Below are 18,015 nucleotides of genomic sequence, written 5' to 3'. Positions count from 1 at the left end.
AATAAAATAAAGAAAATGTCAGGAATAATTGGTAAAAAAGTAGGAATGACCAGCATTTTCGATGAAACAGGGAAAAACATTCCCTGCACTGTAATCGAAGCTGGCCCTTGCGTAGTAACTCAGGTCAGGTCTGTGGATACAGACGGATACGCTGCTGTTCAGTTAGCGTATGGCGAAAAGAAGGAAAAAAACACTTCCGGACCCCTAAAAGGCCATTTTGAAAAAGCCGGCACTACTCCTAAGCGTAAGCTTGTAGAATTCAAAACTTTCACGGACGAAAAAAATCTTGGTGACACCGTTACCGTAGATATTTTTGCTGCCGGTGATTTTGTTGATGTAGTTGGTACTTCAAAAGGTAAAGGGTTTCAGGGTGTGGTAAAACGTCACGGTTTTAGCGGTGTGGGTATGCAAACTCACGGTCAGCACAATCGTTTACGTGCACCAGGTTCATTAGGAGCTTCTTCTTGGCCTTCACGTGTATTTAAAGGTATGCGTATGGCTGGTCAAATGGGTAACGTTCGTGTTAAAGTACAAAACCTTCAAGTGGTTAAAGTATTTAGCGAGCAAAACCTAATCGTAGTTAAGGGTTCCATCCCAGGAGCTAAGGGTTCATTCGTAATATTGGATAAATAAGATGGAAATCAACGTATTAAATCTATCAGGTAAAGAAACAGGAGCCAAGGTGCAACTGCCTGAGTCCGTATTCGGTGTAGAACCTAACGATCATGCTATTTACTTAGATGTAAAGCAGTTCTTAGCTAACCAGCGCCAAGGTACGCACAAATCAAAACAACGTAATGAAATTGCAGGTAGTACCCGCAAATTACATAAACAAAAAGGTACAGGCGGCGCCCGTGCAGGTAGCATCAAATCACCATTGTTTAATGGTGGTGGTCGTGTTTTCGGTCCGCAGCCGCGTGATTATAGCTTTAAGCTGAACAAAAAGCTTAAATCATTAGCACGTGTATCAGCTTTATCATACAAAGCAAAAGATAACAACATTTTGGTATTGGAAGATTTCAGCTTTGACGCTGTTAAAACCAAAACATACATCCAAATGGAAGCTGACCTGAACGTAACTAACGACAAAACGTTATTAGTACTTGCAGGTGCAGAAAACAACAACGTTTATTTATCAAGCAGAAACCTGAAGAAAACTAAGGTAATTTCAGTTGAGCAGCTTAACACTTATGATGTGTTAAACGCTGGTAAACTAATCCTTACTACAGGCGCTGTTAAAACTTTGGAGGAAGCATTAGCTAAGTAATATGGAAATTTTAAAGAAACCCTTACTTACTGAAAAGATAACTCAATTAACTGAGAAGCTTAATCGCTATGCTTTCAAGGTTGATCCAAGAGCCAACAAAATTCAGATCAAAGGCGCTATTGAGGCTATGTATGGTGTTAACATTACAGCAGTTAACACAATGAAATACATGGGCAAGCTTAAAAGCCGCAACACTAAGGCAGGTGCCGTAACAGGCCGCGCTGCTGCTTATAAAAAGGCCATCATTACGCTGAAAGATGGTGAAACAATAGATTTTTACAGCAATATATAATACGAAAATGGCAGTAAAGAGATTTAAACCGGTTACGCCGGGTACCCGTTTCAGGATTGATGTATCTAACTCAGATATTACAACAAACGTTCCTGAAAAGTCGTTGGTTGTATCAGCCAACACAAGGTCGGGTGGTCGTAACCACAGCGGTAAAATGACTATGCGCTACCTTGGTGGTGGCCATAAACAAGCATACAGATTAATTGATTTCAAACGTAACAAGTTTGACATTCCTGCAAAAGTTGCAACTATTGAGTACGATCCAAACAGATCTGCACGTATAGCCCTGTTACATTTTGTTGATGGTGAAAAACGATACATGATAGCTCCGGAAGGCTTAACAGTTGGAACGGTAGTTGTATCTGGCGAAGGTGCTGCACCAGAGGTTGGTAATACCATGCCTTTGAAAAACATCCCGTTAGGTTCTATCATCCACAATATTGAGTTAAACCCTGGCCAGGGTGGTATTATTGCCCGCAGCGCCGGTACTTACGCTCAGTTATCAGCACGTGATGGTAAATATGCCATCATCAAATTGCCTTCTGGCGAAACCCGTATGATACTGTCAACTTGTTTGGCAACTATCGGTACCGTTTCAAACGGCGAGAAAGCAAACGCAGTGTTAGGTAAAGCTGGCCGCAAACGTTGGTTAGGTCGTCGCCCAAGAGTTCGTGGTGTTGCCATGAACCCGGTAGATCACCCTATGGGTGGTGGTGAAGGTCGCTCTTCGGGTGGTCATCCACGTTCACGTAAAGGTTTGTTAGCTAAAGGCTACAAAACTCGTGACAAGAAAAAAGGGTCAGATCGTTATATCATTGAAAGAAGGAAGAAATAATAATGGCACGTTCAATTAAAAAAGGACCTTACATAGATCATAACCTGGAAAGAAAAGTTCTGACCTTGAATGATGCAAGTAAAAAATCAGTTGTAAAAACATGGTCGCGCCGTAGCATGATCTCTCCTGATTTCGTTGGTCATACATTCGCAGTACACAACGGTAATAAATTTATCCCTGTGTACGTAACAGAAAACATGGTTGGTCACAAGTTGGGCGAATTTGCTCCAACCCGCACGTTCCGCGGTCACGCAGAAAAGAAAAAATAACAGGCAATGGAAGCAACAACAAAAATTAAAAGGTCTGTACAGATCAGGCAACAAAAAGAAGCTGCGAAACTCATTGTGGGTGGCTCTTCGGTTGCTAAGCTACAGAACTGCCCAACTTCACCCCGCAAAATGCGTTTGGTGGTTGACCTGATCCGCGGTGTAAACGTTGAGAAAGCGTTATACATTTTAAAATTTACCAATAAAGAAGCTGCAATACGTGTAGAGAAACTTTTGTTATCAGCCATCAAAAACTGGGAAGCAAAAAACGAAGGCAAACGTGTTGAAGATAGCAACTTAATAGTAAAAGAGGTATCAGTAGGTGGTGGCCGTCAGTTAAAAAGGTTACGCCCGGCTCCGCAGGGAAGGGGTTTCCGTATACGCAAACGCTCTAACCATGTAACACTGATTGTGGATAGTAAAAACGATAACAACTAATTTGAAATGGGACAAAAAGCACATCCAATAGGTAACAGGTTAGGGATCATCCGCGGTTGGGATTCTAATTGGTTCGGTGGAAATCACTATGCCGACAAATTAGTTGAAGACGAAAAGATCCGCAAATACTTATCAGCTCGTATCAATAAAGGTGGTGTATCTAAAGTTGTTATAGAACGTACTTTAAAACGCATCACTGTAACTATCCACACTGCCCGTCCGGGTATTGTAATTGGTAAAGGCGGCGCTGAGGTTGATAAGATCAAAGAAGAGTTAAAAAAATTAACCAAAAAAGATGTTCAGATCAACATCTTCGAAATAAAACGCCCTGAGCTTGATGCTCAGTTAGTTGCCGAAGGTATTGCTAAACAACTTGAAGCACGTATATCGTTCCGTCGTGCCATGAAAACTACAATAGCTTCTACCATGAGAATGGGTGCCGAAGGTATTAAAGTGATGACAAGCGGCCGTTTAGGCGGTGCTGAGATGGCTCGTACAGAACAATACAAAGAAGGAAGAATTCCTTTGCATACTTTCCGTGCCGATATCGATTACGCTTTAGCAGAAGCATTAACTACCTATGGCAAAATAGGTGTTAAGGTTTGGATCTGTAAAGGTGAAGTTTACGGCAAACGCGATTTATCTCCGAACATTGGCGGTACAAGCAGCGCAAGCGGTAAAGGTGGCCGCCCAGAAGGTTCAGCCGGTTTCGGTGGACGTGATGGTGCAAGAGGTGGCGAACGTGGCGGCGAACGCCGTGGCGATCGTAAACCAGGCCCAGGTGGTGACCGCAGAGGTGGACCAGGCGCTGGTAACAGCCGCCCGGGTGGCCCAGGTGGTAACCGTCCAGGTGGACAAGGTGGCGGTGGCGGTAACCGCCCAGGTGGCCCAAGGAGATAATAATAATTAGAAAGAACAGAAATATCCGTGAGGATATAAAAGCTTAATAAAATGCTACAGCCAAAAAGAACGAAGTTCAGAAAGATGCAAAAAGGCAGGATGAAAGGGTTAGCCAGTCGTGGCACCGAGCTTTCATTCGGATCTTTCGGTATAAAATCACTCGAAGCAGCCTGGATCACCAGCCGCCAGATCGAGGCTGCACGTATTGCTGTAACACGTTTCATGAAACGTGAAGGCCAGGTATGGATCAGGATATTTCCTGACAAGCCTGTAACCAAAAAACCAGCAGAGGTACGTATGGGTAAAGGTAAAGGTGCACCCGAGTATTGGGTTGCAGTTGTACGCCCGGGCAGAATGATATTTGAAGCAGAAGGTGTGCCTTTAGAGGTTGCCAAAGAGGCCTTGCGCCTTGCTGCACAAAAATTACCGGTGCAAACCAGATTTGTAACACGTAGAGATTACGTAGAGGCATAAATTCGAGGATGTTGGAAATGTTATAAAGAGTTGCAAAAGTTGTAATAAACACGAAGAGCTAACCTTTACAACTACTACAACTTTTACAACTTCTTCAACACATTACAACAAACAATAAAGAAAATGAAGAACTCAGAATTAATAGAGCTATCAGCTGAAGAATTAGCAGCAAAGCTCAGCGAGGAAAAAGGTCAATTGACTAAATTGAAATTCGCTCACGCGGTTTCGGCTATTGAAAATCCAACCCGTATCACTAAAGTGCGCAAGGATATTGCTCGTTTAAATACTGAAATAACAAAGCGTAAAGCGGCGTCAGCTTCTAATTAATTTTTAAGCGTCGGAAAACAATGGAAAGAAATTTAAGAAAAACACGTACCGGCCTGGTAGTAAGCAATAAGATGGAAAAATCTATTGTAGTTGCTGTAGAGCGGAAGGTGAAGCACCCCATCTATGGTAAATTCGTAAAGAAAACTACCAAATTTATGGCTCACGATGAGACAAACACCTGTGGTGTTGGCGATACCGTATTGATTATGGAAACACGCCCGCTGAGCAAAAACAAAAACTGGAGATTAGTTCAAATTTTAGAGAGGGCTAAATAACATGGTACAGCAGGAATCAAGATTAAATGTAGCCGATAACAGCGGAGCTAAAGAAGTTTTAGTGATACGCGTATTGGGCGGTACCGGTAAAAGATATGCATCTATCGGTGATAAGATCGTAGTAACCGTAAAAAGCGCTATCCCATCAGGTAACGTTAAAAAAGGTACTGTATCTAAAGCCGTAGTGGTAAGAACCAAGAAAGAGATCCGCAGGAAAGATGGTTCGTACATCCGCTTTGATGATAACGCAGCTGTGTTATTAAACAACCAGGATGAGCCAAGGGGCACACGTATATTCGGCCCTGTTGCAAGGGAACTACGTGAAAAACAATTTATGAAAATTGTATCATTAGCACCGGAGGTATTATAATATGGAAAAGAAAATCACAAAACCAGCTAAGTTAAAGATCCGTAAGGGCGATTTAGTGAAGGTTATAGCCGGTGACTCAAAAGGTTCACAAGGTAAAATTGTTGAAGTAATAATTGAAAAAAACAGGGCTATTGTAGAAGGTGCCAACATGGTATCTAAACACACTAAGCCTAATGCAGCCAACCCTAATGGCGGGATAGTAAAGCAGGAAGCTGCTATACACATCTCAAACCTGGCGCTGGTTGAACCAAAAACCGGAAAAACTACCCGTGTTGGCCGTAAATTAAACGATGCCGGCAAATTGGTTAGGGTTTCTAAAAAATCAGGGGAGGAAATTAAATAATGACTTACGTACCAAGGTTAAAAACCAAATATAAGGACGATGTTCGCGTTGCACTGAAGGATAAATTTCAGTACAAAAGCGTAATGCAGGTACCTAAATTGCTTAAAATAGCAATTAACCAGGGCGTTGGCGGTGCTACTACCGATAAGAAATTGATCGAGAACACCATCACCGAGTTAACCACCATTACCGGCCAGCAAGCAGTATCTTCAAAATCTAAAAAAGATATCTCAAACTTTAAATTGCGTAAAAACATGCCAATTGGCGTACGTGTTACCCTGCGCGATAATACAATGTATGAGTTTTTAGATCGTTTGATCTCTGTAGCTTTGCCACGTATCCGTGATTTCAAAGGTATTAACGATAAAGGTTTTGATGGCCGCGGTAACTATACTTTAGGTATTACCGAGCAGATCATCTTCCCGGAGATAAACATCGATAAGATCAATAAAATACAAGGTATGGATATTACCTTTGTAACCTCTGCTACCAACGATGTTGAAGCATTAGAGTTACTAAAGCAATTTGGTTTACCATTTAAAAATCAAACACCAGTAAACAATGGCTAAAGAAGGCGTAAAAGCACGCGAAGTAAAACGTGCCAAATTAGTAGCAAAATATGCTGAAAAAAGAGCTGCATTAAAAGCAGCTGGTGATTTTCAGGGCTTAGATAAGCTGCCTAAAGCATCATCACCGGTAAAATTGCACAACCGTTGCAAGCTAACCGGCCGTCCACGCGGTTACATGCGTCAGTTCGGTATATCACGTGTTACATTCCGTGATATGGCACTGGCCGGTAAAATTCCGGGTGTTAAAAAAGCAAGCTGGTAAGCAAAAATACTTAGAGCTACTGGAAAATTCAAAACATAGTAAATATGTTTTGAATTTTTTGTAATTTCGCGGCTCTAAATTTTTAGAATTTAACCGATAGAAGGTCGCCCGGGATGTTACCGGAAGGAAACCACTATCATAAACAACAATAATGAATACAGATCCAATCGCAGATTATCTTACAAGAGTAAGGAATGCTATTAAAGCCAACCACCGGGTTGTTGAAATTCCTGCATCAAATCTGAAAAAGGAAATCACTAAAGTGCTTTTCGAAAAAGGTTACATTGCTAATTTTAAGTTTGAGGATAACGGTCCTCAGGGCAGCATCAAAGTTGCTTTGAAGTATCACCCTATAACTAAGATCTCTGCTATCCGCAGCATTTCTCGTATTAGTAAACCAGGTTTGAGGAAATACGCTGGTATGGACACCATGCCGCGTGTGTTAAATGGTTTAGGTATCGCTATCTTATCGACTTCTAAAGGTGTAATGACCGATAAAGAAGCTCGTACACAAAATGTGGGTGGCGAAGTTTTATGCTACGTTTATTAATAGGAGGAAATTAAGCAATGTCAAGAATAGGAAAAGCACCTATAGCAATCACAGCCGGCGTTACTATTACAGTATCTGCAGATAATGTAGTTACCGTAAAAGGCCCCAAAGGCGAATTGCAACAGGCAGTTGATAGAGATATCATTATAGAGCAGGAAGATGGCCAGTTACTGGTTAAACGCCCGTCAGATCAGAAACGCCACAAAGCGTTACACGGTTTGTACCGCTCGTTATTAAACAACATGGTTGTTGGCGTAACAGAAGGCTACACAATTCGCCAGGAATTGGTGGGTGTAGGTTACCGTGCAACAAACACAGGTAATACTTTAGATTTAGTGTTGGGTTATTCTCACCACTACGTATTCGAGTTACCACAGGAAATTAAAGTTACAACCACTGCTGATAAGGGTAAAAACCCAACCATCATCCTGGAATCTAACGATAAACAATTGATTGGCCAGGTAGCAGCGAAGATCCGCTCGTTACGTACGCCAGAGCCTTACAAAGGTAAAGGTATCAAGTTTGTTGGCGAAGTATTGAGAAGAAAAGCAGGTAAATCAGCATCTAAAAAATAAGCGCCATGAAATTATCAAGAAGAGACAGGATTAAAAAAGGCATTCGTAAACGCCTTTCAGGATCAACAGCACGCCCTCGCTTATCTGTATTCAGAAGCAACAAAGGCATCTACGCTCAAATTATTGACGACGTTAGTGGCAAAACCTTAGTATCAGCATCTTCATTATCGAAAGATTTTGTTGCAAGCGGTTCTACTAAGTCAGATCAATCAGTAGCTGTAGGTAAACTGGTAGCCGAAAAAGCTATCGCTGCAGGTATTAAAGATGTAGTGTTTGACAGGAATGGTTACTTGTACCACGGCCGTGTTAAATCACTGGCAGAAGGTGCACGTGAAGGTGGTTTAAACTTTTAATCGAAACAGGAAATGTCAACAATCAACATAAAAAGAGTAAAAACCAGCGAGATCGAATTAAAAGATCGCCTGGTAAGCATACAACGTGTAGCCAAAGTAACAAAAGGTGGCCGTACATTCAGCTTTTCTGCTATCGTAGTGGTAGGTGATGAGCAAGGTGTAGTAGGTTACGGCCTTGGTAAAGCAAAAGAAGTTACCGAAGCAATTGCTAAAGGTATTGATGATGCTAAAAAGAACTTAGTAAAGGTTCCAATTATCAACAACACTATCCCACATGAGCAAATTGGTAAATTCAGCGGTGGTTTTGTATTCATCAAACCAGCAGCAAACGGTACCGGTGTTATAGCCGGTGGTGCAATGCGCGCTGTATTGGAGAGTGCCGGTATACACAACGTATTGGCAAAATCAAAAGGATCATCAAACCCGCACAACGTGGTTAAAGCAACCGTATCTGCATTATCGCAATTACGCGATGCGCACACAGTAGCTCAACAGCGCGGTATCAGTTTAGGTAAAGTATTTAACGGATAATCAGTCATGTCGAAAATTAAAATAACACAGATCAAAAGCGTTATCGACAGAAGCGAGCGCCAGAAAAGAACTGTTGAGGCTTTGGGCCTTAAAAAAATTAACCACAGCGTGGAAGTTGAAGCCACTGCGGCTATCATCGGTATGGTTCGGAAAGTGAACCACCTGGTAGCAGTAGAAAATATTTAATATCATGAATTTAAGTAATCTTAAACCTGCAGAAGGTTCTACTAAAAATAGAAAAAGAATTGGCCGTGGTACAGGTAGTGGCCGTGGCGGTACATCAACCCGTGGCCATAAAGGTGCCGGTTCACGTTCAGGTACATCTACTAAGATAGGTTTTGAAGGTGGCCAGATGCCATTACAACGCCGCGTGCCTAAGGTAGGTTTCAAAAGCCTTAACCGTGTTGAGTATGTTGGTGTAAACCTCGATGTATTACAAGCTTTAACTGAAAAATATTCGTTATCTACAGTTAACTTTGATACCTTGAAAGAACATGGTTTGGTGTCTAAAAACGGCCTGGTTAAGATCCTTGGCCGTGGCGAACTAAAAGCCAAGTTAGAAGTTACTGCACATGCATTTACTGCTACTGCACAAAAAGCTATTGAAGCAGCCGGCGGAACTATTGTAAAGTTATAATTTTCGATGAAGAAATTTTTCACCACATTATCCAATATTTGGAAAATTGAGGATCTAAGAGTGCGTATAACAAACACACTCTTATTTCTTTTGATATATCGTGTTGGCTCGTTTATCGTATTGCCGGGTGTAAACGCGGCTACCCTTGATAATGCTAAAGCTAAAGAAGGCCTGGTAGGCTTGCTTAATATGTTTGCAGGAGGTTCGTTCTCACGTTCGTCCATCTTTGCATTAGGTGTAATGCCTTACATATCTGCATCTATCGTAGTGCAACTTTTAGGTATAGCAGTGCCATACTTCACCAAATTACAAAAAGAGGGTGAAAGCGGCCGTAATAAGCTAAACCAGTGGACCCGTTACCTAACCATAGGTATCACCGCTTTGCAGGCTATCGGTTATCTGAAATCTCAGGTAAGTGCCGATGCTATGCTTATTGGCAACCCTTATTTTATTGTGCTGAACACATTCGTATTAACCGCAGGTACTTTATTTGTAATGTGGCTGGGAGAAAAGATCACCGATAAAGGTATTGGTAACGGTATCTCATTAATCATCATGGTGGGTATTATAGCGCAGCTGCCTGCAGCTTTCGCTACAGAGTTTCAATCACGCATCAGCGGACCGGGTGGTTTAATTACCTTCATTGTAGAAATTGTAGCGCTGTTGGGTGTGGTAATGTTTACCATCCTCATAGTACAGGGTGTACGTAAAATTGCTGTACAATACGCAAAACGTATTGTAGGTAACAAACAATATGGCGGTGTGCGCCAGTATATACCTTTAAAGGTAAATGCTGCGGGTGTTATGCCAATCATTTTTGCCCAGGCATTAATGTTTATCCCTGCTACCGTTGCACAGTTTTTCCCTAACGCTGCATCAAACGGAATATTGATCGCTTTATCAAACTACAACTCATGGGAACATAACCTTGTATTTGGTATACTAATCATCCTGTTCACGTATTTCTATACAGCTATTACGGTTAACCCTAAGCAAATGAGCGATGATATGAAGAAGAACGGCGGCTTTATACCAGGTGTTGCACCAGGTAATGCTACCACTACCTTTATAGATGAGGTTATATCAAAAATTACATTACCGGGTTCTATCTTTTTGGCCATCGTAGCTATTATACCGGCGCTGGCCAGCATGGTAGGGGTAAGCAGCTTATTTGCAAGGTTCTTTGGCGGTACATCGCTTATTATCCTTGTAGGGGTTGTGTTAGATACGTTACAACAGATTGAAAGCCACTTATTAATGCGTCATTACGATGGGTTGATGAAGACCGGCAGGATCAAAGGGCGCTCAGGCGTTCCGGCTGCTGTAGGTACTACGCCCACGGCTATCTAAATTAAAACATGTCTAAGATCATTTATAAGTCTATTGAAGAAATAGAACTGATAAGAGAAAGTTCTTTACTTGTTTCCAAAACACACGGGGAAATAGCTAAAGTTATAGGCCCCGGTGTTACTACCCTCGAATTAAATAAACTTGCCGAAACCTTTATCCGTGATAATGGTGGGGTTCCGGCATTTTTAAATTACAACGGCTTCCCTTACTCCTTATGCATTTCGCTTAACGATCAGGTGGTACACGGTTTCCCAAGCAAAAAACCTTTGGTTGAAGGCGACCTGGTATCTGTGGATTGTGGCGTTATACTAAACAAGTTCTTTGGCGATTCGGCCTTCACCTTTGCTATTGGCGAAGTACCAGAGGCTACCAAAAAGCTAATGCGCGTAACCCGTGAATGTTTAGACCTCGGTGTTGCAAAGGCTGTAGTAGGTATGCGCATTGGCGATATAGGCTACGCGGTACAGGAACACGCGGAGAAGAACGGTTTTGGTGTGGTGAAGGAACTTGTTGGCCACGGAGTAGGTACACGCCTGCACGAAAAGCCGGAAGTGCCTAACTACGGTAAACGTGGCGCAGGCATCAAACTGGAAGAAGGAATGGTGATTGCTATTGAGCCGATGATAAACGCGGGCCGTGCCGGTGTTAAATTTTGGGACGATGGATGGACAGTATCTACAAGTGATAAGAAACCATCGGCACATTATGAGCACACGGTAGCTGTAAAAAAGGGCCAACCGGATATTTTATCAACGTTTTCATACATTGATGAAGTTTTGAAAAATAAAAATAATAATTAAAATATTTTTATTAATTTTGCATCCCGTTTTGGGGGCAGATAATTAAGTAATAATCAGTAAAATATGGCAAAACAATCCTCGATTGAGCAAGATGGTACAATTCGCGAAGCGTTATCTAACGCGATGTTTAGAGTTGAACTGGAAAACGGTCACGAGATTATTGCGCACATATCGGGCAAAATGCGTATGCACTACATCAAAATTCTTCCTGGCGACAGGGTGAAACTGGAGATGAGCCCGTATGATTTAACCAAAGGAAGAATAACCTACAGATATAAATAAACAACGAGATGAAAGTTAGAGCATCCATTAAAAAGCGCAGCGTTGATTGCAAGATCATCCGCCGTAACGGGAAACTTTACGTGATAAACAAAAAGAACCCGAAATTCAAACAGCGTCAGGGATAATTAAGGAATTTGTAATAGTCCGTACAACGGTGGCCCGCCGTTCGGTATTACGTTAAAACACAAACAAAAAATATGGCAAGGATCTCAGGTATTGATTTACCAAAGAATAAAAGAGGTGTTATAGGTTTAACCTACATCTACGGAATCGGACGCTCTACAGCTGAAGATATCTTGAAACAAGCTGAAATTGATGAGAGCGTGAAAGTACAGGACTGGTCTGATGATCAGTTAACTGCTATCCGTACCATCATCAACGATCAGATCAAAGTTGAAGGCTCACTACGTTCAGAAGTTCAATTGAACATCAAACGTTTAATGGATATTGGTTGCTACCGTGGTACCCGTCACCGTAAAGGTTTACCATTACGTGGTCAGCGTACTAAAAACAACTCACGTACCCGTAAAGGAAAACGTAAAACAGTTGCTAACAAAAAGAAAGCTACTAAATAGTAAATAGTTGATTGGTGAGTTGTGAGTAGTGATACTTTAAGCTTGCCAGGAATATAAAATTATAAAAAACGGTTGGGTGGGTCCGAATTAGAAATCACTAATTCAGTAATTCACTAACTCAATAATTAAGAAAATGGCTAAAAGCAAAAAAGTTACCAAAAAACGCATTGTAGTTGTAGAGTCTGTAGGCGAAGCACACATCAATGCAACTTTTAACAACATCATTATCACCCTTACCAACAAAACCGGCCAGGCAATTTCATGGTCATCAGCTGGTAAAATGGGTTTTAAAGGTTCTAAAAAGAACACCCCTTACGCTGCCGGGCAGGCTGCTGCCGATTGCGGTAAAGCTGCTTACGACTTAGGTTTACGTAAAGTAGAAGTATTTGTTAAAGGCCCGGGTTCCGGTCGCGAAAGCGCTATCCGTACCCTGCAAACAACAGGTATCGAAGTTACTACTATTAAGGACATTACCCCGCTTCCGCACAACGGTTGCCGTCCATCTAAAAGAAGAAGAGTTTAATTCACTAATTTTTAAAGCTAAGATTCGACAGCTACAGGCTGTTTGATACTTTAAAACACACAAATAATGGCAAGATATACAGGCCCTAAATCAAAAATTGCGCGTAGGTTCCGCGAGCCGATCTTCGGTCCGGATAAAGCGTTGGAAAGAAAAAACTACCCACCCGGAATGCATGGCGCTTCTAAAAGAAGAGGAAAGCAATCTGAGTACGCGGTACAGTTGATGGAAAAACAAAAAGTTAAATACACTTACGGCGTATTAGAGCGTCAGTTCGAAAACTTATTCCACACCGCATCAGCTAAAGAGGGTATCACCGGTGAAAACCTGTTGAAATTCCTGGAAGCACGTTTAGATAACGCGGTTTACCGTTTAGGTATCGCTCCTACACGTTCTGGTGCGCGCCAATTAGTTGGTCACAAACACATCACCGTAAACGGTAACGTTGTAAACATCGCTTCTTACGCTTTAAGGGCAGGTGACGTTATCGCAGTACGCGAAAAATCAAAAACATTGGAAGCCATCACTAATTCAGTTGCTGGCCGCAAAATAAACAAATACAGCTGGTTGGAATGGAACGCTGCCGAATTAACAGGCAAGTTTTTAAACTACCCTAACCGCGATGAGATACCAGAAAACATTAAGGAAAACCTTATTGTGGAGTTGTACTCAAAATAAGAATTAGATATGAGATTGGAGATATGAGATTTGAGATTAAGTTCGCAAATCCCATATCTCGATTTTCAGTTTATAACAATTACAATTATAGGCGGTTTGGATCAACAGATATGTTGAGAGTGCGGTTTTTCCCACATCTCATATCTCACATCTCAAATCTATTATCAAACAAACAATAAACAAAAGATATAAATGGCAATTTTAGCATTTCAAAAACCAGACAAGGTTATCATGCAGAAATCAAATGATTTTGATGGCACGTTTGAGTTTCGTCCGTTAGAACCAGGCTTCGGTGTAACCATTGGTAATGCTCTGCGTCGTATCTTACTTTCTTCGTTAGAAGGTTATGCTATTACATCAGTTCGTATTTCTGGCGTAATGCATGAGTTTTCGACCATTAAAGGTGTGGTTGAAGATGTTACCGAGATCATCCTGAACTTAAAACAAGTTCGTTTTAAAAAGACAGGTGAATCGGGCGATAATGAGAAGATATTTGTGATCATTAACGGTCAGGATGCTTTTAAAGCGGGCGACGTCACTAAGTTTTCAAACAACTTTACAGTGTTGAACCCTGATCTTGTTATTTGTAATATGGATTCATCGGTAACGCTTGAAGTTGAGCTTACAGTTGCTAAAGGCCGTGGTTACATCTCTAACGAGGAAAACAAAAACCCTGACGCAAACGTAGGTGTGATAGCTATCGATTCTATCTTCACCCCGATAAAGAACGTAAAATACACGCTTGAAAACTACCGTGTAGAACAAAAAACGGATTACGAAAAATTGATCCTTGATATTTCTACCGATGGTTCAATTCATCCAGAGGATGCTTTGAAACAAGCTGCTAAAATTCTTATCCAGCACTTTATGCTGTTCTCTGATGAGAACATGATGTTAGAGGCTCAGGCTAAAGAAGAAACTAAAGAAGTTGACGAAGAAATTCTTCACATGCGTAAGATCCTTAAAACCGAATTGGTTGATCTGGACCTGAGCGTACGTGCTTTGAATTGCTTAAAAGCTGCTGATATCCGCAGCCTTGCCGATTTAGTTTCTTACGATGTAGCTGACATGCTGAAATTCAGAAACTTTGGTAAAAAATCATTAACTGAAATTCAGGACCTGGTTAAATCAAAAGGCTTATCTTTTGGCATGAACCTGGCTAAATTTAAGTTAGACGAAGAATAATTTTTAGGTGGTACGTAGAACGTAATACGTTAAACGTACCACTTTTTATTTACAATAGGCGAGGGCATAATTCCGCGGGCTTGATTAAACAAAGTCGCCCAACGGTATGCACGTGCACAAATTAACAATACAATGAGACACGGAAAAAAATTAAACCATTTAGGCCGCACGAACAGCCATCGCAAAGCGATGATGTCGAACATGGCATCTTCGCTTATCTTACACAAGCGTATTACAACAACCTTAGCTAAAGCAAAAGCTTTACGTGGTTACGTTGAACCATTATTAACAAAATCAAAAAACGATACTACGCACTCACGCCGTACCGTATTTAGCTATTTGCAAGACAAAGACACAACGAACATCCTGTTCCGTGAAATTGCTGAGAAAATTGCTAACCGCCCGGGTGGTTACACTCGTATTGTTAAGTTAGAGAACCGTTTAGGCGATAACGCTGAAATGGCCATCATCGAGCTTGTTGATTACAATACTGTTTACGGTAAAGACGTAGAGGCTAAAGCTGAGAAGAAAACAACACGTCGCCGTGGTGGTGCTTCAAAAGCAAAAGCACCTATCGAAGTAGCACCGGTTGCAGAGGCACCAGTTGCTGAAGCTCCTGTAGCTGAAGCTGCACCGGTTGTAGAAGAAGCACCAAAGGCACCAGCTGCTAACGAAGAAAACGCAGAAAAAGGCGAATAATTAGCTTTTTACAGATAATGAAAACGGCTTCCGATGTATCGGGAGCCGTTTTTGTTTATAATAAATTACCGTCCCGCTAAATAGGCTAATTACTAATATTTAAAACCCACGCCACTTAATCAGGTTAACTTAATATAATTAACGAAAACCTATGGCAAACGTAGCAGACCAGCTGGTAAACATGCTTGTGAACGCAGGTATCAAAAGGATCTATGCCGTAACCGGCGACAGTTTAAACGAAGTGAACGACGCCGTAAGGCGCGAAGGCAGCATCCAGTGGATCCACGTAAGACATGAGGAAGCAGGCGCGTACGCAGCAGGAGCAGAGGCACAGATAACCGGAACGCTTGCCTGTTGCGCGGGCAGCAGCGGCCCCGGCCATGTACACCTCATAAACGGACTATACGATGCACACCGCTCCGGTGCAGCCGTTATTGCTATAGCATCTACCATACCCAGTTTTGAGTACGGCACCGAGTATTTCCAGGAAACAAACACCCTGAAACTATTTGACGATTGCAGCTACTACAACCAGGTAGCAACCACAGCCAAGCAGTTCCCCCGGATGCTGCAGGCGGGGATACAAGCTGCCCTTAACCGTAAAGGTGTTGCCGTAATAGGGCTGCCCGGAGATCTCACCAGCATGGACGCAGTGGAAATTACTACAGCTACGGCCAATTTTAACTCGCGGCCCCTTATCCGTCCCTCAGATGAGGATTTGACACAACTGGCAGGATTACTTAATCATCACAAAAAGATAACCATATTTTGCGGCATAGGTGCCGCAGAGGCACATGATGAAGTGGTGCAGCTATCGCAGCGGCTTAATTCCACGGTTGCTTACTCGTTCCGTGCTAAGATGGATATCCAATACGATAACCCCAACGAAGTGGGCATGACGGGGCTCTTAGGCCTTCCATCTGCCTATCATAGTATGCACGAGAGCGACCTGCTGTTATTGCTGGGTACAGATTTTCCATACACGCCTTTTATGCCGACAGATTGCAAAATAGTGCAGGTAGATATAAAACCCGAGCGCATTGGCCGCCGCGCCAAAGTAGAAGTAGGGCTTTGCGGGGATGTGAAAGATACGCTTACCGCTTTGTTGCCGCTCGTCACCCAAAATACCGACGATAGCTTTTTAAAAGCCCAGCTCGAGCTGTACGCCGGAGTAAAGGAGAACATGAAGATCTACGTGGACGACATGGGCAAAAAAGAAAAGATCCACCCCGAATACATTGCCAGTTTGATTGATGAATTGGCCACCAATGATGCTATATTTACCGTGGATACCGGCATGAGCTGCGTATGGGGTTCGCGGTATATCAATGCTACAGGTAAGCGGAAAATGATCGGCTCGTTCAACCATGGCTCTATGGCGAATGCAATGCCACAGGCTATCGGCGCTGCATTGGCTTGTCCGGGCAGGCAGGTAATAGCCCTTTGCGGCGATGGTGGCCTATCCATGTTGCTGGGCGATCTGGCGACCATCACTCAATACAACCTGCCGGTGAAGATCATTGTGTTTAACAACCGATCCTTAGGGATGGTGAAACTGGAAATGGAAGTGGCCGGGCTGCCCGATTGGCAAACCGAAATGCACAACCCCGATTTTGCCATGGTAGCCAAAGCAATGGGTATAAAAGGAATCACGGTTAAAGACCCGGAGGACGCAAAACAGGCGCTCCGCGAAGCGCTGATGTATGATGGCCCAGCGTTGGTAAATATTTTTACCGACCCTAACGCCCTGGCCATGCCGCCAAAGATTGAACTGGGACAGGTAAAAGGAATGGCCCTATCCATGACCAAGCTAATGCTTAACGGCCGTATGGACGAGGTGCTGGATACCGTTAAAGCTAATTACAAACATTTAAAGGACTTGATATAATAGGAAAATGAATAAAAGAAGGCAGCGCATATTGTTATTGGTACTGCTCATCATCAGCATAGGTTTTGTGGCGCTTACTATTTTGGTGACACTGTACCCAACATCGTTTATTGATTTGGAGTTTTCCGAAGAAGTGCAGGAGCATCAGAATAAGTTTTTGGATACGGCGATGTACCTCATCAGTGTACCCGGCTACATGCCCGAGTCGCCGATCATGATCGTATGCACCAGCCTTGTGCTTTTCTTGTTCAGGTATAAAAAAGCGGCTGTGTTTGTAATGTTAACCATGCTCGCAGGGTTGGTTAGCACCGTTGTAAAAGCATTGGTAAACAGGCCCCGCCCCTCAGATGATGTAGTACGTATTGTGCTTAAAACCACGCAGCAAAGTTTTCCCAGCGGGCACGTACTGTTCTATGTAGTGTTCTTCGGCTTTTTGGTGGTATTAATGTACCAGCTGGAGGATATCCCCAAATTATTAAGATGGTTTGTAATCGCGTTTAGCCTTTTCATGATCTTTGCTATACCGTTTTCCCGTATTTACCTGGGTGCCCATTGGTTTACCGATGTAATGGGCGGTTTTCTGCTGGGCGTGCTTTGCCTGTACCTGCTCTCCTGGCTCTACCTGCGTAAACCGGCCAAAACAGAAGAAGCCCCGCATCCGGAAACTAAATAAATTGCTACTTATATTAAGTATGTGAAACCAATCTCAAAAAGAAAAATTTTCACTACTCACTACTCACTACTCACTACTCACTACTCACTACTCACTACTCA

At 42.5% G+C, this 18,015-nt stretch carries 31 protein-coding genes; all 31 read left to right on the top strand.

Going from position 1 to position 18,015, the window contains the following annotated elements; genetic code table 11:
- The first annotated feature begins 15 nt into the window (after positions 1-15).
- The 31 genes from rplC (at position 16) to ABIX36_RS00490 (ending at position 17,914) form a co-directional block, all read left to right on the top strand.
- Complete coding sequence (rplC, locus tag ABIX36_RS00640) at positions 16-633, top strand: 50S ribosomal protein L3 (protein ID WP_128533048.1); 618 nt, start codon at positions 16-18, stop codon at positions 631-633.
- Between the two features lies 1 nt (position 634).
- Positions 635-1,267: a 50S ribosomal protein L4 gene (rplD, locus tag ABIX36_RS00635; protein WP_348080234.1), complete on the top strand. Its 633-nt coding sequence runs from the start codon at positions 635-637 to the stop codon at positions 1,265-1,267.
- Position 1,268: 1 nt separating this feature from the next.
- Positions 1,269-1,559 (top strand): 50S ribosomal protein L23, encoded by a 291-nt coding sequence (gene rplW / locus ABIX36_RS00630; RefSeq protein WP_128532230.1) that lies wholly within the window; start codon positions 1,269-1,271, stop codon positions 1,557-1,559.
- A gap of 7 nt (positions 1,560-1,566) precedes the next feature.
- The gene (rplB, locus tag ABIX36_RS00625) at positions 1,567-2,394 is read left to right on the top strand and encodes a 50S ribosomal protein L2 (RefSeq protein ID WP_348080233.1); all 828 of its coding nucleotides are present in this window, start codon (positions 1,567-1,569) and stop codon (positions 2,392-2,394) included.
- Between the two features lie 2 nt (positions 2,395-2,396).
- Positions 2,397-2,663, top strand: coding sequence for a 30S ribosomal protein S19 (gene rpsS / locus ABIX36_RS00620; RefSeq protein ID WP_067059750.1), 267 nt, complete (start codon positions 2,397-2,399; stop codon positions 2,661-2,663).
- A gap of 6 nt (positions 2,664-2,669) precedes the next feature.
- Positions 2,670-3,098, top strand: coding sequence for a 50S ribosomal protein L22 (gene rplV / locus ABIX36_RS00615; RefSeq protein WP_348080232.1), 429 nt, complete (start codon positions 2,670-2,672; stop codon positions 3,096-3,098).
- A 6-nt stretch (positions 3,099-3,104) separates the two neighbouring features.
- On the top strand, positions 3,105-3,998 hold the full coding sequence (rpsC, locus tag ABIX36_RS00610) for a 30S ribosomal protein S3 (RefSeq protein WP_128532224.1): 894 nt from the start codon (positions 3,105-3,107) through the stop codon (positions 3,996-3,998).
- Between the two features lie 51 nt (positions 3,999-4,049).
- Positions 4,050-4,472 carry a 50S ribosomal protein L16 gene (gene rplP, locus ABIX36_RS00605; RefSeq protein WP_121245915.1) on the top strand — a complete coding sequence of 141 codons (423 nt, stop codon included), beginning with the start codon at positions 4,050-4,052 and terminating at the stop codon, positions 4,470-4,472.
- A gap of 123 nt (positions 4,473-4,595) precedes the next feature.
- Positions 4,596-4,799, top strand: coding sequence for a 50S ribosomal protein L29 (gene rpmC, locus ABIX36_RS00600; RefSeq protein ID WP_348080231.1), 204 nt, complete (start codon positions 4,596-4,598; stop codon positions 4,797-4,799).
- Between the two features lie 20 nt (positions 4,800-4,819).
- Positions 4,820-5,074 carry a 30S ribosomal protein S17 gene (gene rpsQ, locus ABIX36_RS00595; RefSeq protein WP_067059745.1) on the top strand — a complete coding sequence of 85 codons (255 nt, stop codon included), beginning with the start codon at positions 4,820-4,822 and terminating at the stop codon, positions 5,072-5,074.
- 1 nt (position 5,075) lies between these two features.
- Positions 5,076-5,444 carry a 50S ribosomal protein L14 gene (rplN, locus tag ABIX36_RS00590; protein ID WP_067059744.1) on the top strand — a complete coding sequence of 123 codons (369 nt, stop codon included), beginning with the start codon at positions 5,076-5,078 and terminating at the stop codon, positions 5,442-5,444.
- 1 nt (position 5,445) lies between these two features.
- Positions 5,446-5,787: a 50S ribosomal protein L24 gene (gene rplX, locus ABIX36_RS00585; RefSeq protein ID WP_128532221.1), complete on the top strand. Its 342-nt coding sequence runs from the start codon at positions 5,446-5,448 to the stop codon at positions 5,785-5,787.
- Positions 5,787-6,356 carry a 50S ribosomal protein L5 gene (gene rplE / locus ABIX36_RS00580; protein ID WP_128532219.1) on the top strand — a complete coding sequence of 190 codons (570 nt, stop codon included), beginning with the start codon at positions 5,787-5,789 and terminating at the stop codon, positions 6,354-6,356. The genes rplX and rplE overlap by 1 nt, the downstream gene beginning before the upstream one ends.
- Positions 6,349-6,618, top strand: coding sequence for a 30S ribosomal protein S14 (gene rpsN / locus ABIX36_RS00575; protein ID WP_128532217.1), 270 nt, complete (start codon positions 6,349-6,351; stop codon positions 6,616-6,618). Before rplE ends, rpsN begins: the two co-directional genes overlap by 8 nt.
- Positions 6,619-6,766: 148 nt before the next feature.
- Positions 6,767-7,168 carry a 30S ribosomal protein S8 gene (rpsH, locus tag ABIX36_RS00570; RefSeq protein ID WP_348080246.1) on the top strand — a complete coding sequence of 134 codons (402 nt, stop codon included), beginning with the start codon at positions 6,767-6,769 and terminating at the stop codon, positions 7,166-7,168.
- Positions 7,169-7,185: 17 nt separating this feature from the next.
- Complete coding sequence (rplF, locus tag ABIX36_RS00565) at positions 7,186-7,743, top strand: 50S ribosomal protein L6 (RefSeq protein WP_348080230.1); 558 nt, start codon at positions 7,186-7,188, stop codon at positions 7,741-7,743.
- Between the two features lie 5 nt (positions 7,744-7,748).
- A complete protein-coding gene (gene rplR / locus ABIX36_RS00560) occupies positions 7,749-8,096 on the top strand; it encodes a 50S ribosomal protein L18 (RefSeq protein WP_191190818.1) in 348 nt (115 codons plus the stop codon).
- Positions 8,097-8,108: 12 nt separating this feature from the next.
- Positions 8,109-8,627 (top strand): 30S ribosomal protein S5, encoded by a 519-nt coding sequence (gene rpsE, locus ABIX36_RS00555; protein ID WP_348080229.1) that lies wholly within the window; start codon positions 8,109-8,111, stop codon positions 8,625-8,627.
- A 6-nt stretch (positions 8,628-8,633) separates the two neighbouring features.
- Positions 8,634-8,813, top strand: coding sequence for a 50S ribosomal protein L30 (rpmD, locus tag ABIX36_RS00550; protein WP_067190124.1), 180 nt, complete (start codon positions 8,634-8,636; stop codon positions 8,811-8,813).
- Positions 8,814-8,817: 4 nt separating this feature from the next.
- Positions 8,818-9,264 (top strand): 50S ribosomal protein L15, encoded by a 447-nt coding sequence (gene rplO / locus ABIX36_RS00545; protein ID WP_128532206.1) that lies wholly within the window; start codon positions 8,818-8,820, stop codon positions 9,262-9,264.
- A gap of 6 nt (positions 9,265-9,270) precedes the next feature.
- A complete protein-coding gene (secY, locus tag ABIX36_RS00540) occupies positions 9,271-10,614 on the top strand; it encodes a preprotein translocase subunit SecY (RefSeq protein ID WP_348080228.1) in 1,344 nt (447 codons plus the stop codon).
- Positions 10,615-10,622: 8 nt separating this feature from the next.
- Positions 10,623-11,414 (top strand): type I methionyl aminopeptidase, encoded by a 792-nt coding sequence (gene map / locus ABIX36_RS00535; RefSeq protein ID WP_348080227.1) that lies wholly within the window; start codon positions 10,623-10,625, stop codon positions 11,412-11,414.
- A gap of 63 nt (positions 11,415-11,477) precedes the next feature.
- Positions 11,478-11,696 (top strand): translation initiation factor IF-1, encoded by a 219-nt coding sequence (infA, locus tag ABIX36_RS00530; protein WP_022833270.1) that lies wholly within the window; start codon positions 11,478-11,480, stop codon positions 11,694-11,696.
- Between the two features lie 8 nt (positions 11,697-11,704).
- Positions 11,705-11,821 (top strand): 50S ribosomal protein L36, encoded by a 117-nt coding sequence (gene rpmJ, locus ABIX36_RS00525; protein WP_082855993.1) that lies wholly within the window; start codon positions 11,705-11,707, stop codon positions 11,819-11,821.
- Positions 11,822-11,893: 72 nt separating this feature from the next.
- A complete protein-coding gene (gene rpsM, locus ABIX36_RS00520) occupies positions 11,894-12,271 on the top strand; it encodes a 30S ribosomal protein S13 (protein WP_128532200.1) in 378 nt (125 codons plus the stop codon).
- A gap of 133 nt (positions 12,272-12,404) precedes the next feature.
- Positions 12,405-12,794 carry a 30S ribosomal protein S11 gene (gene rpsK / locus ABIX36_RS00515; protein WP_191190812.1) on the top strand — a complete coding sequence of 130 codons (390 nt, stop codon included), beginning with the start codon at positions 12,405-12,407 and terminating at the stop codon, positions 12,792-12,794.
- A 66-nt stretch (positions 12,795-12,860) separates the two neighbouring features.
- Entirely contained in the window at positions 12,861-13,469 is a 609-nt protein-coding gene (gene rpsD / locus ABIX36_RS00510) for a 30S ribosomal protein S4 (protein WP_348080226.1), read from the top strand.
- 192 nt (positions 13,470-13,661) lie between these two features.
- Complete coding sequence (locus tag ABIX36_RS00505) at positions 13,662-14,654, top strand: DNA-directed RNA polymerase subunit alpha (RefSeq protein WP_128532194.1); 993 nt, start codon at positions 13,662-13,664, stop codon at positions 14,652-14,654.
- 132 nt (positions 14,655-14,786) lie between these two features.
- Entirely contained in the window at positions 14,787-15,353 is a 567-nt protein-coding gene (rplQ, locus tag ABIX36_RS00500) for a 50S ribosomal protein L17 (protein WP_348080225.1), read from the top strand.
- A gap of 151 nt (positions 15,354-15,504) precedes the next feature.
- Entirely contained in the window at positions 15,505-17,241 is a 1,737-nt protein-coding gene (locus tag ABIX36_RS00495; protein WP_348080224.1) for a thiamine pyrophosphate-dependent enzyme, read from the top strand.
- A 7-nt stretch (positions 17,242-17,248) separates the two neighbouring features.
- Complete coding sequence (locus ABIX36_RS00490; RefSeq protein ID WP_348080223.1) at positions 17,249-17,914, top strand: phosphatase PAP2 family protein; 666 nt, start codon at positions 17,249-17,251, stop codon at positions 17,912-17,914.
- Positions 17,915-18,015: the final 101 nt, after the last annotated feature.

It is taken from the genome of Mucilaginibacter sp. (assembly GCF_039925265.1).
Lineage (GTDB): Bacteria > Bacteroidota > Bacteroidia > Sphingobacteriales > Sphingobacteriaceae > Mucilaginibacter.
This window is presented reverse-complemented; position numbering and strand designations above follow the sequence as displayed.